This window comes from Streptomyces pyxinae, from assembly GCF_024756275.1.
Lineage (GTDB): Bacteria > Actinomycetota > Actinomycetes > Streptomycetales > Streptomycetaceae > Streptomyces > Streptomyces pyxinae.
The window spans coordinates 278,039-304,770 of the sequence record NZ_JANUGQ010000004.1; the positions used below are offsets into that span (position 1 = coordinate 278,039).

Annotated in this window: 15 protein-coding genes; 3 read left to right on the forward strand and 12 right to left on the reverse strand. The window is 71.3% G+C overall.

Features of this window, described 5'->3' with window-relative positions:
• Nucleotides 1–128: 128 nt before the first annotated feature.
• Nucleotides 129–2,231: a DNA helicase RecQ gene (gene recQ, locus NX801_RS07505; RefSeq protein WP_258786329.1), complete on the reverse strand. Its 2,103-nt coding sequence runs from the start codon at nt 2,229–2,231 to the stop codon at nt 129–131.
• 138 nt (nt 2,232–2,369) lie between these two features.
• Here recQ and NX801_RS07510 point away from each other — a divergent pair, with 138 nt between their 5' ends.
• On the forward strand, nt 2,370–2,747 hold the full coding sequence (locus NX801_RS07510; RefSeq protein WP_258786330.1) for a PIN domain-containing protein: 378 nt from the start codon (nt 2,370–2,372) through the stop codon (nt 2,745–2,747).
• A gap of 331 nt (nt 2,748–3,078) precedes the next feature.
• Here the strand turns inward: NX801_RS07510 and NX801_RS30720 are convergent, their stop codons facing one another.
• The 10 genes from NX801_RS30720 to ngcE all read right to left on the reverse strand — a co-directional run bounded on the left by NX801_RS30720 (nt 3,079) and on the right by ngcE (nt 17,406).
• Entirely contained in the window at nt 3,079–4,017 is a 939-nt protein-coding gene (locus NX801_RS30720; RefSeq protein ID WP_309505798.1) for a hypothetical protein, read from the reverse strand.
• 118 nt (nt 4,018–4,135) lie between these two features.
• Nucleotides 4,136–5,614: an amino acid permease gene (locus tag NX801_RS07520; protein ID WP_428986084.1), complete on the reverse strand. Its 1,479-nt coding sequence runs from the start codon at nt 5,612–5,614 to the stop codon at nt 4,136–4,138.
• Between the two features lie 329 nt (nt 5,615–5,943).
• Nucleotides 5,944–7,875: a 1-deoxy-D-xylulose-5-phosphate synthase gene (dxs, locus tag NX801_RS07525; protein WP_258786332.1), complete on the reverse strand. Its 1,932-nt coding sequence runs from the start codon at nt 7,873–7,875 to the stop codon at nt 5,944–5,946.
• A 420-nt stretch (nt 7,876–8,295) separates the two neighbouring features.
• On the reverse strand, nt 8,296–9,675 hold the full coding sequence (locus NX801_RS07530) for a sugar ABC transporter permease (RefSeq protein ID WP_428986085.1): 1,380 nt from the start codon (nt 9,673–9,675) through the stop codon (nt 8,296–8,298).
• Nucleotides 9,672–10,466, reverse strand: coding sequence for an ATP-binding cassette domain-containing protein (locus tag NX801_RS07535; protein ID WP_258786333.1), 795 nt, complete (start codon nt 10,464–10,466; stop codon nt 9,672–9,674). Before NX801_RS07535 ends, NX801_RS07530 begins: the two co-directional genes overlap by 4 nt.
• A 676-nt stretch (nt 10,467–11,142) precedes the next feature.
• A complete protein-coding gene (locus tag NX801_RS07540) occupies nt 11,143–12,240 on the reverse strand; it encodes a substrate-binding domain-containing protein (RefSeq protein ID WP_428986086.1) in 1,098 nt (365 codons plus the stop codon).
• A gap of 122 nt (nt 12,241–12,362) precedes the next feature.
• Nucleotides 12,363–13,604 carry an ROK family transcriptional regulator gene (locus NX801_RS07545; RefSeq protein ID WP_258786334.1) on the reverse strand — a complete coding sequence of 414 codons (1,242 nt, stop codon included), beginning with the start codon at nt 13,602–13,604 and terminating at the stop codon, nt 12,363–12,365.
• Nucleotides 13,605–13,947: 343 nt separating this feature from the next.
• Nucleotides 13,948–14,886 (reverse strand): carbohydrate ABC transporter permease, encoded by a 939-nt coding sequence (locus NX801_RS07550; RefSeq protein WP_258786335.1) that lies wholly within the window; start codon nt 14,884–14,886, stop codon nt 13,948–13,950.
• Nucleotides 14,886–15,809 carry a carbohydrate ABC transporter permease gene (locus tag NX801_RS07555; RefSeq protein ID WP_258786336.1) on the reverse strand — a complete coding sequence of 308 codons (924 nt, stop codon included), beginning with the start codon at nt 15,807–15,809 and terminating at the stop codon, nt 14,886–14,888. Before NX801_RS07555 ends, NX801_RS07550 begins: the two co-directional genes overlap by 1 nt.
• A 103-nt stretch (nt 15,810–15,912) precedes the next feature.
• Nucleotides 15,913–17,406: an N-acetylglucosamine/diacetylchitobiose ABC transporter substrate-binding protein gene (gene ngcE, locus NX801_RS07560; RefSeq protein WP_258786338.1), complete on the reverse strand. Its 1,494-nt coding sequence runs from the start codon at nt 17,404–17,406 to the stop codon at nt 15,913–15,915.
• Nucleotides 17,407–18,059: 653 nt separating this feature from the next.
• Here ngcE and NX801_RS07565 point away from each other — a divergent pair.
• Both NX801_RS07565 and NX801_RS07570 read left to right on the forward strand, forming a co-directional pair.
• The gene (locus NX801_RS07565; RefSeq protein WP_428986087.1) at nt 18,060–21,986 is read left to right on the forward strand and encodes a GH92 family glycosyl hydrolase; all 3,927 of its coding nucleotides are present in this window, start codon (nt 18,060–18,062) and stop codon (nt 21,984–21,986) included.
• A 332-nt stretch (nt 21,987–22,318) separates the two neighbouring features.
• Nucleotides 22,319–23,284 carry an FG-GAP repeat domain-containing protein gene (locus tag NX801_RS07570; RefSeq protein ID WP_258786339.1) on the forward strand — a complete coding sequence of 322 codons (966 nt, stop codon included), beginning with the start codon at nt 22,319–22,321 and terminating at the stop codon, nt 23,282–23,284.
• Between the two features lie 280 nt (nt 23,285–23,564).
• Here NX801_RS07570 and acnA read toward each other — a convergent pair whose 3' ends face one another.
• A complete protein-coding gene (acnA, locus tag NX801_RS07575) occupies nt 23,565–26,279 on the reverse strand; it encodes an aconitate hydratase AcnA (protein WP_309505801.1) in 2,715 nt (904 codons plus the stop codon).
• Nucleotides 26,280–26,732 lie beyond the last annotated feature (453 nt).

The window sequence follows — 26,732 nt, forward strand, 5'->3', positions numbered from 1 at the left end:
CGGACCGGAACCGGGATGACGACCGGGCGGGCGGTACGGGAGAGGTTCTCCCCGTACCGCCCGCCCGGTGTCATATGCCGCCGATACCGTACGCGTGGCACCGGCGGCAGGAGCTTGGTCCGGGCTCCTCACTCTCCTTCGGCGGGCCCGGCGAGGGCGTCCAGGATCGACTGGCCGTACTTGGCGAGCTTGTTCTCGCCGACGCCGCTCACCCCGCCCAGGTCGGCCAGGGTGGCCGGCGGAGCGGCGGCGATCTCGCGCAGGGTGGCGTCGTGGAAGATCACATACGCCGGGACGCCCTGCTCCTTGGCGGTCGCCGCCCGCCAGGCGCGCAGCCGCTCGAAGACCGGTACCGCCTCGGCCGGCAGATCGGCGGGCGGCGCCTTGCGCGAGCCGCCGCCGGACTTCCCGCCCCGGGCCGCGCGGGCCGGGCGCTCGGGTTCACTGCGCAGCGCCACCTGGCGCCGGCCGCCCAGCACCTCGCCGGCGGCGTCGCCCAGGACCAGGGTGCCGTAGTCGCCCTCGACGGCGAGCAGCCCCTGGGCGAGCACCTGGCGCACCACGCCCCGCCACTGGGCCTCGGTCAGCTCGGTGCCGATGCCGAAGACGCTGAGCGCGTCGTGGTCGAACTGGATCACCTTGGCGGTCTTGCGGCCGAGCAGGATGTCGATGAGCTGGCCGGCGCCGAACTTCTGGTTCCGCTCCCGCTTCAGCCGCACCACCGTGGAGAGCAGCTTCTGCGTGGCGACGGTGCCGTCCCAGGACTTGGGCGGGGTGAGACAGGTGTCGCAGTTGCCGCACGGGGTGCTCTCCTGGCCGAAGTAGGCCAGCAGCCGTACCCGGCGGCACTCCACGGTCTCGCAGAGCGCCAGCATGGCGTCCAGATGGGCGGCGAGCCGGCGGCGGTGCTCGGCGTCGCCCTCGGAGCCGTCGATCATCTTGCGCTGCTGCACCACGTCCTGGAGGCCGTACGCCAGCCAGGCGGTGGACGGCAGTCCGTCCCGGCCCGCGCGGCCGGTCTCCTGGTAGTAGCCCTCCACCGACTTGGGCAGGTCCAGATGGGCGACGAAGCGGACGTCCGGCTTGTCGATGCCCATGCCGAAGGCGATGGTCGCGACCACGATCAGACCGTCCTCGCGGAGGAAGCGGGCCTGGTTCTCGGCGCGGACCCGGGCGTCCAGACCGGCGTGGTACGGGACGGCGTCGATGCCGTTCTCGACCAGGAAGGCGGCCGTCTTCTCGACCGAGGCCCGGGAGAGGCAGTAGACGATGCCCGCGTCGCCCTGGTGCTCCCCGCGCAGCAGTTCCAGGAGCTGCCGCTTGGGCTCGTTCTTGGGGACGATCCGGTACTGGATGTTGGGCCGGTCGAAGCTGGCGACGAAGTGCCGGGCGTCCTGGAGGCGCAGCCGGCCGGCGATCTCGGTGTGGGTGGCGCGGGTGGCGGTCGCGGTGAGCGCGATGCGCGGGACGTCGGGCCAGCGCTCGTGGAGGGCCGAGAGCTGGAGGTAGTCGGGCCGGAAGTCGTGGCCCCACTGGGCGACGCAGTGCGCCTCGTCGATGGCGAAGAGCGAGACGGTGCCGCGATCCAGCATGGCGAGCGTCGACTCGACCCGCAGCCGCTCCGGGGCGAGGTAGAGCAGGTCCAGCTCCCCGGCGGCGAACTCGGCCTCCACCAGCCGCCGTTCGTCCAGGTCCTGGGTGGAGTTGAGGAAACCTGCCCGGACCCCGAGGGCCCGCAGCGCGTCCACCTGGTCCTGCATCAGGGCGATGAGCGGTGAGATCACCACCCCGACACCCGGGCGGACCAGGGCGGGGATCTGGTAGCAGAGCGACTTGCCGCCGCCGGTCGGCATCAGGACCAGCGCGTCACCGCCGCCGGCCACCTGGTCGATGATCTCCGCCTGCTCGCCGCGGAAGGAGTCGTAGCCGAAGACCCGGCTCAGCACGGTCAGGGGCGCCTCGCCGACGAACGCCCCGGCGGCCGGGCGGCCGGCGGCGCCACCGGACAAGGCGGCCGGTTCGCCGGCCGGGTACGCGTGCTCGTACGCCGGGTCCTCGGGAAAGTCCTCGGGCGGGTGGTCCTCGGGGAACCCGGGGTCCTCCGGGAAGCCCGGGTCGTCGAACGGGAACCCGTCGTCGGATGCGAAGCCGCCGGCGGTACGACCGTCCGGGGCGCCGTCGTCGGTCGGGGAGCCTGTGCCGGTGGCCCGGCCGTCGTCGGGGGAGCTCATCCGGCGATTCTACGAGCGGCTCACCCGGACAGCCCAAATCCGGCCAGACCCGGAGCGGGTCCGGCGGGTCCGGAGCGGGCCTCGCCGCCTGGCACCCTGGTCGCATGAGCGAGGACGTCACATGAGTGAGGACGACACGTGAGCGTGGACGGCGGTGCGCTGCTGATCGTGGACGGCGCCAATGTGGTGGGTTCGGTGCCGGACGGCTGGTGGCGCGACCGGTTCGGCGCGGCCGAGCGGCTGCGGGACCGGCTGGTGCCGCTGGCGGAGACGGGGGCGGCCGGGCTGCCCGGGCCGCTGGAGGTGGTGCTGGTCGTGGAGGGCCGGGCCCGGGGTGTGGCCCCGGTGCCGGGGGTCCGGGTGGTCGAGGCGCCCGGCAGCGGGGACGACCGGATCGTGGAGCTGGTCCGGGCGGCGGCGGACCGGCCGTGCGTGGTGGTCACGGCCGACCGGGAGCTGCGCCGCCGGGTCGCCGCGCACGGCGCGGAGTGCGTGGGGCCGTCGGCGGTGCGATAGACCGTCCCCGCCCTGCCGGCGGGGCGCGATCGCCGGGCGCCCAGGTGCCGGGGCTCCGGGTCCCCGGGCCGGGCGGGGTCGTCCGGCCGGGCGCCGTACCGATGGCGCGTCGGTGCGGGTCCCCCGGGTGGCGCCTCCGCCGGACCGCCCGCCGGTACGGGGCCGGGGCGGGCCGCGCCGGAGACGGAGCCATGGCGGCGCCTCGCCGGGCGTCCGGCCGCTGCCACCCGCGCGCGGGCCGGACCCCGGACGCCGCGCGGTGTCCGCGCGGGGCCGGATCGCGGGTGCGGGGCCCGTGCGGAACGGAGCGGGGGCGTACCTCCGGGCGGGCTCAGTCGAAGACGATCCCGTCCGGTGACAGCCGGGAGAGCACGGCGAGGAAGCGCTCCGAACCGGTGACGACCCCGGGGGCGGAGCTGCCCGGAGGCGCCGGGGTCACACCGATGGACTCCACCGAGCCCTCATACATCCAGAGCACCCGGGAGCACAACCGCCGTTCGGGTGGCTGCTCGGCCCAGTGCTTCTCGACGGTCTCCGCGCAGCCGATGAGCTGCCACCGCGGTTCCCCGGCGTTCAGGGCCGTGAAGAAGAGAGAGCCCTCGTACGGCACCATCGCCAGGATGCCGTGCGGGGCGGGGGTGGTGAGGAGCTCGGGCACCCGCAGCAGATGGGCCGAGGTGAAGCCGGCCGGGCTCTCGGCGTTCACCATCGCGCGGTCGCCGTCGTGGCCGAGGGCGACCGGATCGTGGTGGAGGTTGGCGAGGGCGCGCCGCAGCGCCGCCTCGGGGGTCATCCCCCACCGCTCGGCACGCTCGGCCGGGAGCGGGTGTGCCCGGTCGCCCACCCGGACGAACACCAGGACGGACAGCTCGTCGGTGAGCGTCCCGTGCACCACCCCGTCGGGTATGTCGTCGGGCCGCCGGAGCCGGGGCAGCAGCAGGGCCGGTACGTCATCGGGGGCGAGCCCCCCGAAAACGTCCAGGGCGGCGAGGCCGCGCTCGGCCTCCGCGGTGAGCCGGAGCAGCGCGGCCGGCCACTCCCAGCGGGGCAGCGGCCGGATCTCGGCCGCGAGCCGGCCGAGGTCCAGCGGGACATGGTGCCCGTCCGCCCGGCCCAGATGGACGAACCGCTCCTCCCCCGGCCCGGCGCCGCCGCCCGCGATGCCGGGCCCGGCATCGCGGAAGACGGAGGCGAGGGCTTCCCGGAAGGCCGCCCACTCCGCCGGGGTGAACCACGGGCACCAGTCCGGGGCCGGCCCCGTGTGGGCCAACGGCTGTCTCTTGGGTCTCCTGGAGCTCCGGAACAACGGCATGGGGTCACGCTAGGGGCGGACCGCCCCGGCCCGGACGGTTTTCGGGCACATGGGCCGGGCGGCACCGCGGGGGCGGTCAGGGGAGCCGCTCGCCCCGGGCCCGGGTGGCGAGACGGCTGTGGGAGCGGCCGTAGAGGGCGTAGACGACGATGCCGATCACCATCCAGACGGCGAATCGGAACCAGGTCTCGCCCGGCAGGTTGAGCATCAACCAGACGGAGGCGGCGACCGACAGGATCGGGAGGGCCGGGACCCAGGGGGTGCGGAAGGCACGGTGCAGGTCGGGGCGGGTACGGCGCAGGATGATCACGCCGAGGGCGACCACCACGAAGGCGAAGAGGGTGCCGATGTTCACCAGGGTGGCCAGCTCGTTGATGCTGGTGAAGCCCGCGACGACGGCGATGACCACACCGAGCAGGATGGTCGGGCGGTAGGGCGTGCGGAAGCGCGGGTGGGTGATGGAGAAGAAGCGGGGCAGCAGTCCGTCGCGGCTCATCGCGAAGAAGACCCGGGTCTGGCCGAGAAGCAGGATCAGGCAGACGGTGGTCAGACCGACGGCGGCGCCGAAGCTGATGATCCCGCCGTAGACGGGGTGGCCGACGTCCTTGAAGGCGTCGGCGAGCGGGGCGCTGACCGAGAGCCTGCTGTAGTTCTGCATACCGGTGACGACCAGCGAGACGGCGACGTACAGCACGGTGCAGATGAGCAGCGAGCCGAGGATGCCGCGCGGCATGTCGCGCTGCGGGAGCCGGGTCTCCTCGGCGGCGGTGGCCACCACGTCGAAGCCGATGAAGGCGAAGAAGACGACCGAGGCGGCGGTGAAGATGCCCATGACGCCGAAGTTGGTGGGCGCGTATCCGAAGATCGTCTGAACCAGCGGGGCGTCCCAGCCGGAGCTGGTGGGCGGGGTGACCGGGTCGGGGATGAAGGGCGAGTAGTTGTCGCCGACGATGAAGAAGAGGCCCGCGATGATCACGATCATCACCACGGTCACCTTGATCGCCACCACGACCGCGGTGATCCGGGCGGAGAGTTTCATGCCGACGACCAGGACCGCGGTGAGCACCAGGACCAGCAGGAAGGCCAGCAGGTCGAAGGTGCCGCCGGGTACGTCCGGACCCTCCAGGACGGCGGGCAGATGCCAGCCCAGGTTGTCGAAGAGCGAGCGCACATAGCCGGACCAGCCGACCGCGACCACCGCCGTGCCGAGGGCGAACTCCAGCACCAGGTCCCAGCCGATGATCCAGGCGGGCAGCTCGCCGAGGGAGGCGTAGGCGAAGGTGTACGCCGAGCCCGCGACCGGGACGGTGGAGGCGAACTCCGCGTAGCAGAGGGCGGCCAGCGCGCAGACGATCCCCGCTGTGACGAAGGCCAGGGCGGTGGCGGGGCCTGCCGTCTCCTTGGCGACCTTGCCGGTGAGGACGAAGATGCCGGTGCCGATGATCACACCGACACCGAAGACCGTGAGGTCCCAGGCGGAGAGCGTCTTCTTGAGCGCGTGCTCCGGCTCCTCGGTGTCCTGAATGGATTGCTCGACGCTTTTCGTCCGGAACATTCCGGTATCGCGTGCTGGCTGCTCCGTGCTCACCGGCGTACCTCCGTAGCCATCGGCCTGTCCAGCCCATGTTCGAGAGGAGCGCCGAATGGCGCTCGCCCTCGGGTATGCCTTTCACACAAAAGGACCGCTGGGAACCCCCTGGGGATACTCCGACCGGCTCAACACGCTCCGGTGGCCGGGACCGCTCGGGACCCGCTCGGGAAGAGGGAGGGCCCGGGGCGTACGGCGTGCCCCGGGCCCTCCCTCTCCTGGCATGCGGAGGCTCGTGGAGCCCCCGCACGGCGGCGGGCGGTCGCCGGCCGCCGTGCGGATCAGTCGCCCGCGGATCAGTCGCGCGCGGTGGCCACCTCGGCGTCGTCCGCGGCGGCGGCGTCCTCGTAGCGGCCGTCCAGCTTGGCGACGAGCCCGGTCACCTGGCGGGCGATGTCCGGGGCGGTGAGGCCGATCTCCGCCAGCACCTCCTTGCGGGAGGCGTGGTCCAGGAAGCGCGGCGGGATGCCGAAGTCACGCAGCGGCACGTCCACGCCCGCGTCGCGCAGCGCCTGGGCGACCGCCGAGCCGACGCCACCGACCCGGCCGTTGTCCTCGACGGTGACGACCACCCGGTGGCCGGCGGCCAGCGGCGGCAGGGCGTCGTCCACCGGCTTGACCCAGCGGGGGTCCACCACCGTGGTGGAGATGCCCTGCTTGTCCAGCAGATCCGCGATCTCCAGGCACATCGGGGCGAGGGCGCCCACCGAGACCAGCAGCACATCGGGCCGGTCCGCCCCGGCCTCACGCAGCACGTCCATGCCGCCGATCCGGCCGACGGCCTCCACCGCCGGGCCGACCGCGCCCTTGGAGTAGCGGACCACGGTCGGCGCGTCCTCCACCGCCACGGCCTCCCGCAACTGGGCCCGGACCTGGTCGGCGTCGCGCGGGGCGGCGATCCGGAGGTCCGGCACGACCTGGAGGATCGACATGTCCCACATGCCGTTGTGCGAGGCGCCGTCGGTGCCGGTGACACCCGCCCGGTCCAGTACGAAGGTCACACCGCACTTGTGGAGGGCCACATCCATCAGCACCTGGTCGAAGGCACGATTGAGGAAGGTGGCGTACACCGCGAAGACCGGGTGGAGCCCTCCGGTGGCGAGCCCGGCGGCGGAGACGGCACCGTGCTGCTCGGCGATGCCCACGTCGTACACCCGGTCGGGGAACGCCCTGGCGAACTTGTCCAGGCCGACCGGCTGGAGCATGGCCGCGGTGATCGCGACGATGTCCTCGCGCTCCTTGCCCAGCTCGACCATCTCGTCCGCGAAGACCGAGGTCCAGTCGGCGCCGGAGGTGGCGATCGGCAGGCCGGTGTCCGGGTGGATCTTGCCGACGGCGTGGAAGCGGTCGGCCTCGTCCTGGAGGGCGGGCTGGTAGCCGCGGCCCTTCTCGGTGAGGCAGTGCACGATCACCGGGCCGCCGAACCGCTTGGCCCGGGTGAGTGCCGACTCCAGCGCCTCGATGTCATGGCCGTCGATCGGGCCGACGTACTTCAGGCCCAGGTCCTCGAACATGCCCTGCGGGGCGATGAAGTCCTTGAGGCCCTTCTTGGCGCCGTGCAGCGTCTCGTACAGCGGCTTCCCGACCACCGGGGTCCGGTCCAGGATGTCCTTGGTGCGGGCCAGGAAGCGCTCGTAGCCGTCGGTGGTGCGCAGCGTCGCGAGGTGGTTGGCCAGGCCGCCGATGGTCGGCGCGTAGGAGCGCTCGTTGTCGTTGACCACGATGACCAGCGGGCGGTCCTTGGCCTCCGCGATGTTGTTGAGCGCCTCCCAGGCCATACCGCCGGTGAGGGCGCCGTCACCGATCACGGCGACCACGTGGTCGTCGCGTTTCAGCACCTCGTTCGCCTTGGCGAGGCCGTCGGCCCAGCCGAGGACGGTGGAGGCGTGGCTGTTCTCGATGACATCGTGCTCGGACTCGGCACGCGCCGGGTAGCCGGAGAGGCCACCCTTCATCTTCAGCCGGGAGAAGTCCTGACGGCCGGTGAGCAGCTTGTGGACGTACGACTGGTGTCCGGTGTCCCAGAGGATCTTGTCCTTCGGGGATTCGAAGACCCGGTGCAGGGCGATGGTCAGTTCGACGACGCCCAGATTCGGGCCGAGGTGGCCACCGGTCTTGGAGACCGCTTCGACGAGGAAGGTCCGGATCTCCGCGGCCAGCTCCTCCAACTGCTCCGGGGAGAGCCGGTCGAGATCGCGCGGGTCCCTGATACGGGTCAGCAGAGCCACCCGTGCCTCCTTGCGTGTTGAGCTGGTCGAGATGCCGATTCGGTCGAGTCTAATGTTCCGCTCCGCCCGTGCGTCATGGGGCGGCGGGTCCCCGTTCACGCCATTGGCTCAGACCGCGGCATGTTCTGGTTTCACTCTGTCGGCTCAGACACGGGTGTGCCCGGCGCCGGTTGAGGCGCCGGGCACGAAGTGATCGGAATTACCCGCCGCGCCCCTCACCGTCCGGGCCGGGCCCGGCGGCGGGGGGGGCGGGGTCACGCGCGGCCCGGAGGCCGTCGCGGGCCCGCGTGGGCCCTGGGCCGGCGGGCCCTGGCCCGGGCGTCGCCCTGCCGGCCCCGTCGGTGCCGGCCGTGGCGGCTCCGTGCGGGCTCCGGCCCGGCGGGGCTCCGGGCGGGCAGGCCCCCCGGAGCGCCGGCGGGGTTACGCGCGGCCCGCGGTCTTCTGGGTACGCCGGGAGACCGAGTCGATCACCACGGCGGCGAGCAGCACCGCGCCGGTGATCATGTACTGGATCTCATTGGCCATGCCGATCATGTTCAGACCCTGCTGGATCGACTGGATGACGATCATCCCGAGCAGCGCCGACCAGACCTTGCCCCGGCCGCCGAAGAGGCTGGTGCCGCCGATCACGGCCGCCGCGATGACCAGCATCAGGGTGTTGCCGCTGCCCAGGCTCTTGGTGGCGCCGCCGGAGAGGCTGGCGACGAAGAGCCCGCCGAAGGCGGCGAGCATGCCGGAGAGGCCGAAGACCACGATCCGGACCCGGTCCACGTTGATGCCGGCCCGGCGGGCGGCCTCGGCGTTGCCGCCGACCGCGAAGACGGTCCGGCCGAAGGTGGTGCGGCGGGCCACGAAGTCCGCCACCACCAGTACGGCGAGGAAGAGCACCAGGGCGAGCGGCAGCCCGCGCGCGCCGGCCGGCTCGTTGAGGATGTACGCCACCGCGAAGCAGAGCACCGCGACCACACCGGTGCGCAGCACGATCTCGCTCACCGGCCGGGCGGGCAGCGCGGCGGCCTTGCGGCGCCTGCTGTCCACCAGGAGCGAGGCGGCGTAGGCGAGGACCGCGACCAGCGCGAGACCGTAGGCGGCGGCCTTGTCCTCGAAGTAGTACGCGGTGAGGTTCTCCACCACGCTGCCGGAGGGGGCGTTGATCGAGCCCTCCTTGCCCATCAGCCAGATCTGGAGACCGCTCCAGCCGAGGAACCCGGCGAGGGTGACGACGAACGCCGGGACACCGATCTTGGCGAAGAAGAAGCCGTGCAGCAGGCCGAGCGCCAGCCCGCAGACCACGGCGATGCCGACCGCCAGCCAGTCGTTCATGCCGTTGCTCACATTGAGTACGGCCCAGACCGCCGCGCCGACGCCCGCGACCGAGCCGACCGAGAGGTCGATCTCGCCCAGGATCAGGACGAAGACGATGCCGACCGCCATGATGCCGAGGCCGGAGCTGTAGACGGCGATGTTGGCGACGGAGCTGGCGGAGAGGAAGTTGCCGTTCTGCAGCTGGAAGACGACCGCGATGACGATCAGCCCGACGAAGACCGGCAGGGAGCCCAGCTCACCGCCGCGCACCTTTCGGGTGAACTCGGTCCAGTAGCCCTTCAGGCCCTCCTCGCGGACCAGCAGCCTGGGGTCGACGGCGGGCACCGGCGCGGCGCTGCCGGCGGGGGCCGGGCCGGGCGCCCGGTCGGAGGACTTGTCGAGGGCGACGGGGTCCGGGGATCCGGGAGTCTGGGATCCGGGAGTCTGGGATCCGGGGGTCTGGGATCCGGGGGTCTTCTTGGTGAGGTCGCTCACTTCGCGTCCTCCTTCGTGGCCGTGCGTGCCTGCCGGCGGGTGACGGCGTTGTCCGTGGCGCCGGTGATCGCGGCGATGATCGTTTCGTGGGTGGTGTCCTTGACGACGAAGACACCGTTGTTGCGGCCGAGGCGGAGCACCGCGACCCGGTCCGCGACGGCGCGGACGTCCGCCATGTTGTGGCTGATGAGGATCACGCCGTGGCCGCGCTCGCGCAGCCGCTCCACCAGGTCGAGCACCTGGGCGGTCTGCTCGACACCGAGGGCGGCGGTGGGCTCGTCCAGAATGACGATCTTGGGGTCGCCGATCAGCGCGCGGGCGATGGCGACGACCTGCCGCTGACCGCCGGAGAGCGAGGCGACCGGGATACGGACGCTCGGAATGCGGATGGACAGGGTGTCCAGCAGTTCCTTGGCCCGCTTCTCCATGGCGATCTCGTCCAGGACGGCGGAGCGCTTCAGCTCGCTGCCGAGGAAGAGGTTGGCGACCACGTCGAGGTTGTCGCAGAGCGCCAGGTCCTGGTAGACGGTCGCGACGCCGAGCTCCTGGGCGTCGTTCGGCCGGGTGACCCGGACCGGCCGGCCCTCCCACTCGATGGCACCTTCGTCGATCGGGTGGACCCCCGAAATGGTCTTGACGAGCGTCGACTTGCCGGCGCCGTTGTCGCCGACCAGGGCGACGACCTCACCGGCGTGGATCTCCAGGTGTACATCGGTGAGCGCCTGGACGGCGCCGAACCGCTTGGAGACTCCGCGCAACGCCAGCACGGGCGTAGCGGACACGTGAATCATCTCCTTCACCCGCCGGTCGGCGGGGATGGTGGTACTGCTGCTGGCACAAAGGGTCTGGAGGGACGAGGCCCCGCCTCGGGCCCGGGGGCCGGGGCGCGGAACCGGGTCCGGCTGTCGTCGGGCGCGTACGTCCGGCGGGCGCTCCGGTGGGCGCGTACGTCCGGTGGGTGCGCACGCGGGCGTGGGGCGGGTACGGGCCGCGCGCCGGTCCGGTGGTCTCCGGGGCCCCGGCGGTACGGAGCGGGGTGCGCCCCGGCCGGGCACGGTGCGCCCGGCCTGCTCCGGAACGGGGCCGGGCGCCCACCGGGCAGGCGGGCCCGCTCCGGACGACGGGCGCCGCGCACCGGTACCGGGGAACCGGCCCCGGCCGCTTCCGCAGCCGGGAGCAGGCCCGGGGCCCGGCCCCGTGCGGACGACCGGAGCGGATCCGGTGCGACCCGGGGTGCCCGGAGCCGTACCCACCGGGTCCGCGTGGTCCAGGTGGGCGCGGTCCGGGCCCGGGAGCCGTACCGGATCGGAGGTGCCTCCCGGGGCCGTACGGCGCTCGCGCCCCGGGCCGGGCCGGAAGCGGCGGGGCCGGCTCCGGGAGCCGGGAGCCGTCCGGGTGTCCGGGCTGTCGGAGCCGTCCGGGCCGGTCCCGCCCCGGTCGCGTCCGGGCGGGCGGGCGGGCGGCGGGTTACTTCACGCCCGCCGCGACGCAGGCCGCCTTGTACTCGGCGGTGCAGATGTCGGCGGCTCGGTAGACCTTGTCCGCGACGATGGTGGAGGCGATGTTCTCCTTGGTCACGACCTGCGCGTCGTACAGCTTCGCCGGGATGCCCTTGAACTCGCCGCTGAGGCTGTCCACCTTGGCCGGGGTCAGGGCGTCGATCTTCTCGCCCTTCAGCAGCTTGACCGCGATCTCGGCCGTGGTCTCGGCCTCCGGCTTGATCTGCTTGTAGATGGTGAACGCCTGGTCGCCCGCGAGAATGCGCTGGAGACCGGCCAGCTCGGCGTCCTGACCGCCCACCGGGACCTTGACGCCCTGCTTCTTGAGCGCGGTGATGATGCCGCCGGCCATGCCGTCGTTGGCCGAGTAGACGCCCTGGAAGCCGGTCTTGCCGAGCGAGTCGATGGCGGCGCCCATCTTCCTGTTGGCCTCGTCCGGGGACCAGTCGGGGATGTCCTGCTCGTAGACGACCTTCTTGACCTGCTTGTCCAGCACGCTGTGGGCGCCCCGCTTGAACAGCGGCGCGTTGGGGTCGGTCGGGGAGCCGTTGATCATGACAACGTTGGCGTCCTTGGCGCCGGCGCCCAGCGCCTTGACCAGGCCCTCGCCCTGAAGGCGGCCGATCTTCTCATTGTCGTACGAGACATACGCGGAGATCGGGCCCTCGGCGAGCCGGTCGTACGCGACGACCTTGACGCCCTTCTTCTCCGCGTCCCGCACCCAGGTCTTGGTGGCCTTGTAGTCGACCGAGTCCAGAATGATCACCTTGACGCCCTGGGTGATCAACGAGTCGAACTGCTTCTTCTGGGTCTCGGTGTCCTGCGCGGCGTTGTTGTACCTGACGTCGCAGTCGCCGCAGAGCTCGTCGATCTTCGCCTCGATGATCGGGCGGTCGAACGTCTCGTAGCGGGTCGTCTTGTTCTCCGGCAGCAGCAGACCGATGGTCTTGCTGTCGCCACCACTGCCGCCGGCGGTGTCGTCACCCGCCTTGCCACACGCTGCGAGGGAAACGGCCATGGAGACCGCTGCCGTGCCTATGACGACGCGTCGCGTCATTGCGTTCATGTGGGGTTGCCTCCCTGACGAGGCCGCGACGTTGCGGCCGAGGTGGCTGGAAGTCAACTCGGCCGCCAGGTCGGCGTCAAGGAGTAAATCCTTAACGAGATGACAACGGTGCCATCCGTTATCTAAGTGAACGCGGGCGTGGTCACCGGAAGAGCGCCGCCGCTCTGACCGGAATCCCCGGTGGCACCGCGCGCGACACCACTCATCAGGGTGGAGTCGCCCATCTCGCTCAGGACGAGGGCGAGCGCGCCCAGCACCTCCGCCCGGCCACCCAGGGCGCCGGGGGCCACCGACAGCTGCCGCGCGGCGCTGGGAATGGCGTACCGGGAGACCGAGTCGCGGATCGGCGCGAGCACCAGCTCACCCGCCTCGGCCAGATCGCCGCCCAGCACCACCCGGCTCGGGTTGAGCAGGTTGCAGAGGTTGGCCACCCCGCTGCCAATGTGGCGGCCCACGTCGGCGATCACCCGGCGGCAGCCGGGGTCGCCCTCCCGGGCCAGCTGGACCACCCGTTCCATGGTGAGGTCGGGCCCGTGGCTGGACTGGAGCAGCGGCAGCACATAGCGGGCGGCGGTGAAGGTCTCCAGGCAGCCGCGGTTGCCGCACCGGCAGACCGGCCCGGCCTCGTCCAGGGTGATGTGGCCGATCTCGCCGGCCGTGCCGCCGGGACCCCGGTAGATCTGCCCGGCGATCACCAGTCCGGCGCCGACCCCGCTGGCGACCTTGATGTAGGCGAGGTCGGTGACACCCCGGCCGCTCCCCCAGACCAGTTCACCGAGGGCGCCGAGGTTGGCGTCGTTGTCGACGTGCACCGGCACGCCGAGCCGGCCGCGCAGTTCCTCGCTGGGGTTGATCCCGGTCCAGCCCGGCAGGATGGAGGTGGAGCCCAGGGTGCCGGAGGAGACATCGATCGGGCCGGGCACGCCGAGCCCGACCCCGATCACCTTGTCCGGGCCGATGCCGGTGGTCGCGATCAGTCGTTTGACCAGGTGTTCCGCCCGGTCGAAGCCCTCCGCCGACGAGGCGTCGACATCCAGCGGCTCGGCCTCCTCCGCGAGGACCCGGTGGGCGAGGTTGCCCACCGCGACCCGCAGATGGGTGTGGCCGAAGTCGACCCCGATGACGATTCCGGCGTCCCCGCTGAGCGAGACGCTGCGGGCCCGGCGGCCGCCGGCCGAGGTCGGGGTCACCTCCACGGTGCCGCCGTCCTTGAGCTCCCGGACGATATTGGAGACGGTGGCGGCGGAGAGGCCGGTGGCCCTGGCGATCTCCGCCTGGGTGAGCGAACCGGCCATGCGCACGGCGCGTACGACGCGTTCGAGGTTGGCCCGATGCAGAGATGTCTGCGACCCCGGAGTCTCCATCGACTCACTCACTCCTGCCGTTTTCTCCAACATGTGAACTCTAAGCTCAGCCTTTTGGGTTGGTTCCCGTCAAGACCTTGAGTGGGGCGGAGCCCAGATGAGCGTGAATGGAAACATAAGATGCCCATTCACCGGCATATATGCGGTATGTCCGCCACTGGGGCCGACGGGTGCGGCCGGGGCCGGTCCGCACATGCCGAAAACGCCCCGGCGGGTGCGGGGCGCTCGGGGCGCCGGCACCCGCCGGGGCGTTTCGGAGACCGGTGGTCCCCGGGCCGCCGGACACCGGCGGCCCCGTGGGCCGGCCGGCGCGAGGGGGCTCGCGAGGGGTTCGGGGGAGGGACTACTTGACGGCGCCCGCCGTGAGCCCGGTCACCACCTGGCGCTGGAAGACGATGTACGCCGCCAGCACCGGCAGCATCGCGATCACCAGGCCGGCGAAGAGCCCGGAGTAGTCGCCCTTGTACCCCTGGCTGGTGGAGAGCTCCACCAGCCCCTGGGCCAGCACCCGCTTCTCCGGGTCCGTGTTGAGCACGGTCGGCAGCATGTACTGGTTCCACTGCCCCAGGAAGTTGAAGATCCCGACGCTGATCAGCCCGGGACGGGCGAGCGGCAGCATCACCTGGAAGAACGTCCGGGTGTGCGAGGCGCCGTCCAGCATCGCCGCCTCCGCGATGGAGGTGGGCAGCGTCCGGAAGAACGAGGTCAGGAAGAAGACGGTGAACGGCAGCGAATAGGCGATGTACACCAGGATCAGCCCGTGGATGGTGTTGAGCAGCCCGGTGTTCTCCATGACGAAGAAGAGCGGCACCAGCGCCAGCATCACCGGGAAGCTCATCCCGCCCACGAAGAGGAAGTAGATGAACCGGTTGCCCGGGAACTCGAACCGGGCCAGGACGTACGCCGCCATCGAGCCCAGCAGCAGGGTGCCCACCAGCGAACCCGCCACCACCACCAGGGTGTTGAGGAAGTACTCGCCCATGTGCGCCTCGGTCCAGGCACGTCCCCAGTTCTCGAAGTGCAGCGTGTCCGGCAGCCCCCAGGGCTCGTCGAAGATGCCCGCGTCCGTCTTGAACGAGGACATCACCGCCCACAGCAGCGGCAGCACGACCATCACGGCCCAGAGGATCAGCATGCCGTGCGAGAACACATTGAGGACGGTGCCCTCGCCGCCCTTCCGCCCGGTCCCGGCGGGCGCGTCGCCGGCCGGGGCGCCGGGCGTGCGGGGACCCGGCACGGCCGGGGCGCCGGGGACGGCGGGGGGCGTGTCAGTGGTTTTCATCAGAACTCCAGCCGTTCGCGCCGGCCCAGCCGCATCACCACGGCCGCGAAGGCCAGGGTGACGACGAGCAGGGCGACGCCGATCGTGGTGGCGTAGGCCGCCTGGCCGTCCCGGAAGGCCGCCTGGTAGACGTAGAGCGGCAGGACGGTGGTCGCGTAGTCGGGGCCGCCGGGGCCGATCGACATGATGTGCACGACGGCGAACGCCTCGGCGCCCAGCGCCAGGATGCCCATGTAGACCCAGCCGGACTGCACGGTGTCCCAGAGCAGCGGCAGGGTGATCCGGAAGAAGGTGGTCACCCGGCTCGCGCCGTCCAGCAGCGCCGCCTCGTAGAAGTCCCTGGGGATCGAGGCCATGCCCGCCGAGAAGAGCACCACGAAGAAGCCGACCGTGCACCAGACGAGCACGGCCGTGATGCACCAGAGGGCGAGGCCCGGATCACCGAGCCAGTTGGGCTGGAGGCCGTCGAGCCCGACGGTCCGCAGGGCGCCGTTGATCATGCCCTGGGCGGGGTCGTAGGCGAACTGGAAGAGGATCGCCACGATCGCGATGGAGAGGACCTGGGGGAAGAAGTACGCGATCTTGTAGAAACCGGAGCCGCGCACTCCGCCCACGGCCGCGCCCTTCCGGCGCCGCCCGCCGACATTGATCATGAAGGCGAAGAAGAGGGCGAGGCCCAGGGTGATCACCGGAAGCACCAGCAGCAGCACCACACTGTGCTGGAGGGACTTCCAGAAGACCTCGTCCTGGAACATCTTGGTGTAGTTGGCGAAGCCCACCATCGAGAACTCGGGACTCAGGCCGGTCCAGTCGGTGAACGAGTAGTAGATCGACTGGATGAAGGGCCAGATGACGAAGACGGCGTAGAGCGCGAGGGGCGCCGCCAGGAACCCGATGATGAAGCGGTACTTGCCGTGTTGCATGGTCGCTGACTCGTCCTTCCGTGGGACCGCCGGCCCCGGGGCCCGCGCGGCCGGCCGGCTCGCCGCCGGCCGGTGCGCGGACGCCGGCCCCGGGGCCCGGCCGTCACTTCTGGTGCTTGAAGTGCTTGATGGACGAGTCCTTGGCGGCCGCGTCGGCGAAGCCCTGGATCTTCTTGATGGTCTCGGCGGGGGTGGCCCGGCCCGCCATCATCTCGCCGAGACCGGCGACACCGATCTGCTCCTTCTGGAGCTTGACGTACCAGTCCTGGAGGCGCGGGTTGAGCACGTTCTTGCCGGCCTTCTCCAGCGCGGCGACACCGGACGTGAGGCCGTCCGAGAGCGGAATGCCCTCGGTGCCGCCGTTGAAGGCGGAGAGCGACTTGGTGCTGGTGGTGAAGCTCTTGGAGGACGCCTCGCTGAGCATGATGCGCAACTGCTCCATGCCGCCCTCGGCGTTCCGCGCCTTGGCCGGGACGATGAAGGGCTCGCCGCCGGAGGCCCAGAGGGTGCCGAACGGCAGCTTGTCGGAGGAGTCCAGGCCGGAGGGCGCGCCGACCGCCAGTCTGAAGTCCTTGGGGATGAACTTCGCCTCCTCGTTCTCCACCCAGGAGCCGTTGGGGATGAACAGCGCCTTGCCCCGCGCCCAGGCGCCCTGTGAGCCCCGGTGGTCCAGGCCCGGGGTGCCGGGGAGGATGTATCCCTTGGCGTAGAGCTCGTAGTACGCCTCGAACGCGGCCTTGACGGCGGGGTGTTCCCAGGCCCTGGGCTCCAGGTTGTCGATGGCGTCGAGCACCTCGGCGCCGCCGATCTTGCCGATGAACGGGTAGAGCGAGAACGGGATGTAGTACGGGTGCTTGCCCGAGTACGTCCAGCCCGCGATGCCCTGCTTCTTCGCCTTGGCGCAGAGCGCGAGCATCTCGTCCCAGGTCTCCGGGTACCGGGCGTCGAGCTTCTCCAGCGCGGTCTGCGAGTACCAGACGCCGTACACCGTGTAGGCGTAGTACAGGATCCAGACCGGGTCGCCGTCGAACTGGCCCATCTCCACGATGCCGGGGCGCAGGGTGTCCCGGACCTTCTTCTTGGGGTCGTCGACGGAGGGCGCGTCCAGCAGCGGGGTGAGGTCGGTGAGCTGCTTCTTGCCCACCAGGACGCCCATGTCCATCTGCTGGGCGCCGGAGTTGTCGATCAGGTCCGGCGGAGTGCCGCCGTTGAAGCGCGGCTGGAGGACGGACTGGATCTTCTGGGTCTTGGAGAACTTGACCTCGGCCTTCGGGTACGTCTTCGCGTAGACGTCCTTGGCGTCCTCGGCGTACTGGGTGCCGAACCCGCCGTCGAAGATGACCAGTTCGAGCGGGGCGGAGGCGTTGACGCCGAGCGGGTTCTTGGCGGTCTTCTCGCCCTTCTCGGCCTTGCCGGAGTCGCCGGAGCCGCCGCCGCTGGCGCAGGCGGACAGCACGCCCATGGCCGGTACGGAGATCAGGCCGAGCGCCGCGGACCGCTTGATCAGGTCGCGTCGGCCGACGCCTCCGGGGCTGCCGTCGAGGTGTGCCGTGTCCGTGCCGGGGCCCTCGGTGCCACGAGCGGAGGTGGTTCCCATGCGCAAGTCCTCGCCTTCTCCAGGACTCAGGCGGTGTACCGGTCGCTCGCGCTCTCGCCTGAGCCGGAGGGGCCGCCACCGCGGTCGATTGCTGGGTCGTGCAGGTGCTGTTCGGTGCAAGGTGGTGCGGTGTGACGCGTGTGGTGCGGTGTGGTGCTGTGTGACGCGTGTGGTGCGGATCGAAGTGGCGCCGGGTGGTGCGGTGTTCCGTTCCATGCCCCAAGCCGCCCGGACGCCGACAGGTATAGTCCACTCCCCGTCAACTGAGCAAGATCGAAAGCGGGGTTGACGAGCAGTCTTTCCCGAGTTGAGACCTCCCGGAGCCGATGCGCGGCTCTGTCCACGCGCACCCGTCCTTCCGTCCATGGACATCGAGCGGCACGAGAGGCACGGGAGACACGAAGCCGTCGGCACGCCCGGCGCCGAACCCCCCGGACGGCTGAAATCCCCACACCTCCTTCCGGGCTTCACCCTGCCCCTTTTACAGGCTCCTTTCCCCCTCCCTCCGGACTTCTTCCCGCTCGTCCCGCCGGGGCTCTTGCGGCAACACCCTTGACAGCACACCGCACTTGCCTCCCTACTGTTTCCCGCACGGCCCTCCTGACAACGTTGTCCAGAGCCGTTTCACGGCCCGGCAGAAGGAAGAGCGCGGGATGCGACCCCGACGATCCGCCCGACGACCCGGACGACGCGCCCGTTCCGGACACCCCCACACCGGACGCCCCCGGGTGCCCGGCCTTCATCCGGCCGCCCTGCTGACGGCCGCCGCCCTGCTGGTGACGGCGCTGCCTCAGGCCGCCGTCGCCGCGCCCGGCCGGCACGGACCCGCGGCGGACCGGGCGCCCGGCGGCTCCCCGATGTCCTCGGCCTCCGCGTCCTCCTCGCCGTCCACGGCCTCCTTCATGTCCTCCTTCGAGGACGGTGAGCCCCGGCCCAGCTGGCTGGACACCGTCGAGACGGGCCCGGACGGCCGCCCCCGGGCCTCCGGGGTGGACGGGGCCTACGCGGCGGGCATCCCGGGCAATGTCACGGACACGGTGACCGCCGTCCGGGCCAGCGGTGAGAACACCGGCGGCGGGGAGACCAAGGAGAATCTGGTCGACCTCCAGCCCACCACCAAGTGGCTGGCCTTCTCCCCCACCGCCTGGGCCGAGTTCGACCTCCGGGCCCCGGTCAAGCTGGCGGCCTACGCCCTGACCTCGGCCAACGACGCCGCACCGCGCGACCCGAGGGACTGGACGCTCAAGGGCTCGGCCGACGGCACCGACTGGAAGACGCTGGACACCCGCGAGGGCCAGAGCTTCGCCAAGCGCTTCCAGACCGTGTCGTACGACCTGGCCGGGAACACCACCGCGTACGCGCACTACCGGCTGGAGATCACCGCCAACAACGGCGCGTCCGACATCACCCAGCTCGCCGATGTGCAGTTCTCCGACGGTGACGGCACCGCCCCGGCGCCCGCCACCATGCGCAGCCACCCGGACCGGGGCCCGGCGGGCTCCCCCACCGCCAAGGCGAACGCCGGCTTCACCGGCAAACGGGCGCTGCGGTACGCGGGCACCCATCACCCGGCCGGGCGGGCCTATTCGTACAACAAGGTCTTCGACGTGGACGTACCGGTCCGCCGGGACACCGAGCTGTCCTACCGGATCTTCCCCGACATGCCGGAGACCGATCCGCGCTACCCGGCCACCCGGGTGGCGGTCGACCTGGCCTTCACCGACGGCAGTTACCTCAGCGGTCTGCGGGCCACCGACAGCCACGGCGGGGCGCTCACCCCGCAGGGCCAGGGCGCGGCCAAGCGGCTCTACGTCAACCAGTGGAACCAGGTCACCGCCGCCATCGGCACGGTCGCGGCGGGGAGGACGGTGGACCGGATCCTGGTGGCGTACGACTCCCCGGAGGGCCCGGCGAAGTTCCAGGGGTGGATCGACGATCTGGCCATCCGGCGCGCCGCCCCGGTCGAGCGGCCCTCCCGTCTCTCGGAGTACGCCTCCACCGTGCGCGGGACCAACTCCAGCGGCTCCTTCTCACGCGGCAACACCTTCCCGGCGACCGCCGTGCCGCACGGCTTCAACTTCTGGACCCCGGTGACCAACGCGGCCTCGCTGAGTTGGCTCTACGACTACGCCCGGGGCAACAACGCGGACAATCTGCCGACGCTCCAGGCGTTCGGCGCCAGCCATGAGCCGAGCCCCTGGATGGGCGACCGGCAGACCTTCCAGCTGATGCCATCGGCCGCCGCCGGGACCCCGCCCACCGGCCGGACGGCCCGGGCGCTGCCGTTCCGCCATGAGCGGGAGACCGCCCGGCCGCACTACTACGGAGTCACCTTCGAGAACGGACTGCGCGCGGAGCTGGCGCCGACCGACCACGCGGCGATGATGCGGTTCACCTATCCGGGCGAGGACGCCTCGGTGGTCCTCGACAATGTCACCGAGCAGGGCGGGCTCACCCTCGACCCCGCGACCAGCTCCTTCACCGGGTTCTCGGATGTCAGGTCCGGGCTGTCCACCGGCGCCACCCGGATGTTCGTCTACGGCGTCTTCGACGCGCCGGTCACCGGTTCCGCCTCGGCGGGCGTCACGGGCCATCTGCGCTTCGACGCCGGGGCCGACCGGACGGTCACGCTCCGGATGGCCACCTCGCTGATCGGCGTGGAGCAGGCCAGGGCGAACCTGGCCGCCGAACTCCCGGAGGGCTCCCGCTTCGAGCGGGTGGTGTCCCGGGCGCAGGACGCCTGGGACGCGGTACTGGGCCGGGTCCGGGTGGAGGGCGCCACCCACGACCAGCTGGTCACCCTCTACTCCAGCCTCTACCGGCTCTACCTCTACCCCAACTCCGGTTCCGAGAAGGTGGACGGCGAGGACCGGTACGCCAGCCCGTTCTCGCCCCGGACCGGTCCCGACACCCCGACCCGCACCGGCGCGAAGATCGTGGACGGCCGGGTGTACGTCAACAACGGGTTCTGGGACACCTATCGCACCACCTGGCCCGCCTACTCTCTCCTCACCCCGAAGAAGGCGGGTGAGCTGGTGGACGGCTTCGTCCAGCAGTACAAGGACGGCGGCTGGATCTCCCGCTGGTCCTCACCGGGGTACGCCGATCTGATGACCGGCACCTCCTCCGACGTGGCCTTCGCGGACGCGCTGGTCAAGGGGGTGGACTTCGACGCGGAGGCGGCGTACGAGGCCGCGCTCAAGAACGCCACGGTGGTGCCGCCCGGCGACGGGGTGGGGCGCAAGGGGATGGCCACCTCGCCGTTCCTCGGCTACGCCTCCACCGAGACCCACGAGGGCCTCTCGTGGACCCTGGAGGGCTGCCTCAACGACTACGGCATCGCGCGGATGGCCGAGGCGCTGTACCGGAAGACCAAGAAGCCGCGCTACCGGGAGGAGGCCGCCTACTTCCGCAACCGGGCGCTCTCCTACGTCCATCTCTTCGACCCGAAGGCCGGCTTCTTCCAGGGCAGGGACCTCAAGGGCGACTGGCGGGTGGACAGCGCCTCGTACGACCCCCGGGTCTGGGGGTACGACTACACCGAGACCAACGGCTGGGGGTACGCCTTCACCGCCCCGCAGGACAGCCGGGGCCTGGCCAATCTGTACGGCGGACGCGCCGGGCTCGGCGAGAAGCTGGACCGGTACTTCGCCACCCCCGAGACCGCGAGCCCGGAGTTCGTCGGCTCGTACGGCAGTGTCATCCACGAGATGACCGAGGCCCGGGACGTCCGGATGGGCATGTACGGCCACTCCAACCAGGTCGCCCACCATGTCCCGTACATGTACGACGCCGCCGGACAGCCGTGGAAGACCCAGGAGAAGGTGCGCGAGGTGCTCTCCCGCCTCTACACCGGCAGCGAGATCGGCCAGGGCTACCACGGCGACGAGGACAACGGCGAGCAGTCGGCCTGGTATCTCTTCTCCGCGCTGGGCTTCTATCCGCTGGTGATGGGCAGCGGGGAGTACGCGGTCGGCTCGCCGCTCTTCACCAGGGCGACGGTACGGATGGACAACGGCCGCACCCTGGTGGTCCGGGCGCCGGAGAACAGCGCGCGCAACATCTACGTCCAGGGGCTGCGGGTGAACGGCAAGCGCTGGACCTCCACCGCCCTGCCGCACGAACTGCTGGCCCGGGGCGGGACGCTGGACTTCGCGATGGGCCCCCGCCCCTCCCGCTGGGGCACCGGGCCGGGTGCCGCGCCCGTCTCGCTCACCACCGGCGACCGGGCCCCGTCCCCCCGCCGGGACGCGCTGACCGGACCGGGCGCGCTGGCCGACGACACCTCGGCCACCTCGGCCCCGGTGACCACCGCCGTCCTCCCGGTGGCCGCGCCGGCCCGGGTGGTCCAGTACACCCTGACCTCGGCCGCCCGGGACCGGGCCCCGGCCGGCTGGGTGCTGGAGGGCTCCAGGGACGGTACCTCCTGGACCCGGCTGGACGAGCGGCGCGGCGAGTCCTTCGCCTGGGACCGCCAGACCCGCGCCTTCACGGTCGCCGCACCGGGCACCTACGCCACGTACCGCCTGGTGACGACCGAACCTGGCGCGACCCTCGCGGAGGTGGAACTGCTGTCCTGACCGGCCCGGGGCGCGTACCGGCGACCGGCCCGGGGTGCGGCCGGCGCCGTCGGTACGCGCCCCGGGGCCCGTGCGTTCCGCACCCGCCCGAGAGGTTGATCACAGGGCGCCGGGCGCTGTACCGCTTTGGGCACCTTTGGCGAGAATCCGGAACAGCCCCCGCCTGTCAAACCGGTTGACCGGTAAAGATGCTGTGGAAGTATCCATGGAGTCGCGTGAGCGGCCGCCGAGCCCGGCGCGCCGGCCCGGGAACCACCGAGTTCCCGGCGGCGCGAAGGCTCCCGGGGGGCTTGTGCCGCCCTGTGCCGTCCGCTCCGCCGACACACCGATTCATGACTCACATGGAGAGTTACGTGGCCAATTCTTTGGGCCGTAAGCGCGGGCGCAAGCTCTCGCGTCTCGCCGTCGCGGCGGCTGTCGCCGCCCTCGTCGGCACCTCCGCCGGGACCGCCGTGGCGGACCCGCAGCCCACCGCCCCGGAGGCGTCCGCCGCCGCGGCGGGCGTCGGCAAGGAGGCGTTCACCGGTAAGGCGCCCACCACCGCCACCGTCAAGGCCGGCGCCGCCGCTCCGGTCAACGCCCTGTTCGCGGCCGACAAGTCGGGCGCGCTGTTCATGTACATCCCGAACGGCAAGGGCGCGTTCACCTCCCGGCAGCAGATCGGCGACGGCTGGGACCTGATGGCGGCCTCGGACCAGGCCGACCACGACGGCGACGGCGAGGCCGAGGGCCTGTACGTCTGGGACAAGCAGGGGAACGTCTTCTACAACTCCGACGACGAGTCGGAGAACTACGAGGGCCACGGCTGGAACATCTACGACAAGGTGCTGGTCGCGGGTGACCTGGGCGGTTCCTCCGCCTCGGACGTCCTGGCCCGCGACAAGACCGGGGTGCTCTGGCTCTACAAGGGCAACGCCGACGGTTCGCTGCAGAACCGCACCAAGGTCGGCGCCGGCTGGGGTGGCTTCGACCAGCTCGTCGGCAAGGGCGACCTCTCCGGCGACGGCCGCGCGGACATCGTGGCGCGGGACAAGTCCGGTGTGCTGTGGCTGTACCAGGGCACGGGCAACCCCGCCGCCCCGTTCAAGGCCCGCACCAAGGTCGGCTCCGGCTGGAACACGTTCAACTACCTCGTCTCCACGGGTGACCTGAACGCGGACGGCCACACCGACCTGATCGGCCGGGACGCCAAGGGCGCCCTGTGGCGTTACGACGGCACCGGCAACGCCGCCGCCCCGTTCAAGGCGCGGACCCAGATCGGCGCCTCGGGCTGGAACATCTACACCATGATGTTCTGAGCCGACCCGGCTCCCGCCACGCGCGAGGAGGGCCGCACCCCGTCCGACGGGGTGCGGCCCTTTCGCGTCACCGGCGCCCGGCGGTGCGGGGCGCGGGGGCCGGGCACGCGCGGGCGCCCGGATGTACGGGCGCCAGAGGTGCGGGCGGCCCGGACGTGCGGGCCCGGCCCGGTGTACGGCCTCACCGGTGTCCGGGCCCCGGGGCTCCGGGCCCGCGAACGGGCCCGGAGTCGTACCGGCCCCGGGTGCGCGGCCCCGGAGCCGGTCGGCGGGCGATCCGTCAGGCGCGGAGCAGGTTCCGCAGGACGTACTGCATGATGCCGCCGTTGCGGTAGTAGTCGGCCTCACCGGGGGTGTCGATGCGGACGACCGCGTCGAACTCCACGCCCGTGTCGGTGGTGACCTTCACGGTGCGCGGGGTGGTGCCCTCGTTCAGCTCGGTGACCCCGGTGAAGGAGAAGGTCTCCTCGCCGGTGAGCCCCAGCGCCTGCGCCGAACCGCCCTCGGGGAACTGGAGCGGCAGCACGCCCATGCCGATGAGGTTCGAGCGGTGGATGCGCTCGTACGACTCGGCGATGACGGCCTTGACGCCGAGCAGCGCGGTGCCCTTGGCCGCCCAGTCGCGGGAGGAGCCGGAGCCGTACTCCTTGCCGGCCAGTACGACCAGCGGGATGTCCTGCTCGATGTAGTTGCGGGAGGCGTCGTAGATGAACGACACCGGACCGCCGTCCTGGGTGAAGTCGCGGGTGTAGCCGCCCTCGGTGCCCGGCGCGATCTGGTTGCGCAGGCGGATGTTGGCGAACGTACCGCGGATCATGACCTCGTGGTTGCCGCGGCGGGAGCCGTAGCTGTTGAAGTCGCGGCGCTCCACACCGTGCTCGGTGAGGTACTTGCCGGCCGGGGTGTCGGCCTTGATCGCACCGGCCGGGGAGATGTGGTCGGTGGTGACCGAGTCGCCCAGCTTGGCCAGGACGCGGGCCCCGGTGATGTCGCCCACCGGCGCCGGGTCCATCGTCATGCCCTCGAAGTACGGGGGCTTGCGGACGTAGGTGGACTCGGTGTCCCACTCGAAGGTGTCACCGGTCGGGATGGACAGCGCCTGCCACTGCGCGTCGCCCGCGAAGACGTCCTGGTAGGACTTGTTGAACATGTCCTCGCCGATGGCGTTGGCCACCACGTCGTTGACCTCGGCCTCGGTCGGCCAGATGTCCTTGAGGTGCACCGGGTTGCCCTCGGTGTCGATGCCCAGGGCCTCCGTGGTGATGTCCACCTTCATCGAGCCCGCGAGCGCGTAGGCGACCACCAGCGGCGGGGAGGCCAGGTAGTTCATCTTGACGTCGGGGTTGATCCGGCCCTCGAAGTTGCGGTTGCCGGAGAGCACCGAGGTGACCGCGAGGTCATTGTCGTTGATCGCCCGGGAGACCTCCTCCGGCAGCGGGCCGGAGTTGCCGATGCAGGTGGTGCAGCCGTAACCGACCAGGTTGAAGCCGACCTTGTCCAGGTACGGGGTGAGGCCCGACTTGTCGAAGTAGTCGGTGACGACCTTGGAGCCCGGCGCCAGCGTGGTCTTGACCCACGGCTTGCGGGTGAGGCCCTTCTCCACCGCCTTCTTGGCCACCAGCGCGGCGGCGACCATGACGTACGGGTTGGAGGTGTTGGTGCAGGAGGTGATGGCGGCGACGGTGACGGCGCCGTGGTCCAGCTCGTACGTCGAGCCGTCGGGGGCCGTGACGGTGACCGGGTTGGACGGCACGCCGTCGCTGTGCGCCGGGGCGTCGGAGGCCGGGAAGGACTCCTTGCCCGCCTCGTCCACGGAGTCCACGTAGTTGAGGACGTCGCTGCGGAACTTCTCGGCGGCCTCGGCCAGCACGATCCGGTCCTGCGGGCGCTTGGGGCCGGCGATGGACGGGACGACCGTGGAGAGGTCGAGCTCCAGCTTCTCGGAGAAGTCCGGCTCGGCGGCCGGGTCCAGCCAGAGGCCCTGCTGCTTGGCGTACGCCTCCACCAGCGCGACCTGCTGCTCGGAGCGGCCGGTCAGCTTCAGGTAGTTGAGGGTCTCGTCGTCGATCGGGAAGATCGCGGCGGTGGAGCCGAACTCCGGCGACATGTTGCCGATGGTGGCGCGGTTGGCCAGCGAGGTGGCGGCGACGCCCTCGCCGTAGAACTCCACGAACTTGCCGACCACGCCGTGCTTGCGCAGCATCTCGGTGATGGTGAGCACCAGGTCGGTGGCGGTGGTGCCGGGGGTGAGCTCACCGGTCAGCTTGAAGCCGACGACGCGCGGGATGAGCATGGAGACCGGCTGGCCGAGCATGGCGGCCTCGGCCTCGATGCCGCCGACGCCCCAGCCGAGCACACCGAGGCCGTTGACCATGGTGGTGTGCGAGTCGGTGCCGACGAGGGTGTCCGGGTACGCCTGGCCGTTTCGCACCATGACCGTACGGGCCAGGTGCTCGATGTTGACCTGGTGGACGATGCCGGTGCCGGGCGGGACGACCTTGAACTCGTCGAAGGCGGTCTGGCCCCAGCGCAGGAACTGGTAGCGCTCCTTGTTGCGGCCGTACTCGAGCTCGACGTTCTGGCCGAAGGCGTCGGCGGTGCCGAACTTGTCCGCGATGACCGAGTGGTCGATGACCAGCTCGGCCGGGGCGAGCGGGTTGATCCTGGCCGGGTCACCGCCCAGCTCCTTGACGGCCTCCCGCATGGTCGCGAGGTCCACGACGCACGGCACACCGGTGAAGTCCTGCATGATCACGCGGGCCGGGGTGAACTGGATCTCCTGGCTCGGCTGGGCCTGCGAGTCCCAGTTGCCCAGGGCGCGGATGTGGTCGGCGGTGATGTTGGCGCCGTCCTCGGTGCGGAGCAGGTTCTCCAGGAGCACCTTGAGGCTGTAGGGAAGGCGAGCGGAGCCCTCGACCTTGTCCAGCCTGAAGATCTCGTACGACTCGTCGCCCACGCGCAGCGTGCTGCGGGCGTCGAAGCTGTTCGCCGACACGACAGTCTCCTTCATGAATGTGCGCGTACTTTCCGCATCCTGCCTCGTGGGCCCCGCGCCGATCCGCTAAGGTAAGACTTAGTTAGGTAACCCTTACCGGCTGGCGCGGCTGCGGTGCGTCTTTCGGCAGATATCTCGATGTCGAGATAACTCTAGTACATGACCGCTGCGCGGTCATGCCCGGACGCCTGTGATCGCCGCCATCCGGTGGGCTCCCGCCCGCCGTCCCCGGCACGTTCGCCCTACCTCTGTACCCGTGCGCCTGGCCGCGCCGGGCGAACGCCGCCGGGACGGTGGGCCGAGGGAGCCGGCTCCTCTCCCCAGTGCCCGAGAGGGAGCCGACTCCTCTCCGGACCCCGAGCGGCGCCGGTCCCGCTCCCCTCCGGGTACCCGCCGGAAGCGCCCCGACGCGGAGCGCCCGGCCCGGCGGCACAACTCCTCTCCGCCGCCTTT

Coding starts and splice junctions, on each gene's coding strand:
- recQ (WP_258786329.1), bottom strand. CDS start 2,231: ATGAGCTCCCCCGACGACGGCCGGGCCACCGGCACAGGCTCCCCGACC.
- NX801_RS07520 (WP_428986084.1), bottom strand. CDS start 5,614: ATGTTCCGGACGAAAAGCGTCGAGCAATCCATTCAGGACACCGAGGAG.
- NX801_RS07535 (WP_258786333.1), bottom strand. CDS start 10,466: ATGATTCACGTGTCCGCTACGCCCGTGCTGGCGTTGCGCGGAGTCTCC.
- NX801_RS07540 (WP_428986086.1), bottom strand. CDS start 12,240: ATGAACGCAATGACGCGACGCGTCGTCATAGGCACGGCAGCGGTCTCC.
- NX801_RS07545 (WP_258786334.1), bottom strand. CDS start 13,604: ATGGAGACTCCGGGGTCGCAGACATCTCTGCATCGGGCCAACCTCGAA.
- NX801_RS07550 (WP_258786335.1), bottom strand. CDS start 14,886: ATGAAAACCACTGACACGCCCCCCGCCGTCCCCGGCGCCCCGGCCGTG.
- NX801_RS07555 (WP_258786336.1), bottom strand. CDS start 15,809: ATGCAACACGGCAAGTACCGCTTCATCATCGGGTTCCTGGCGGCGCCC.
- ngcE (WP_258786338.1), bottom strand. CDS start 17,406: ATGGGAACCACCTCCGCTCGTGGCACCGAGGGCCCCGGCACGGACACG.
- NX801_RS07565 (WP_428986087.1), top strand. CDS start 18,060: ATGCGACCCCGACGATCCGCCCGACGACCCGGACGACGCGCCCGTTCC.
- NX801_RS07570 (WP_258786339.1), top strand. CDS start 22,319: ATGACTCACATGGAGAGTTACGTGGCCAATTCTTTGGGCCGTAAGCGC.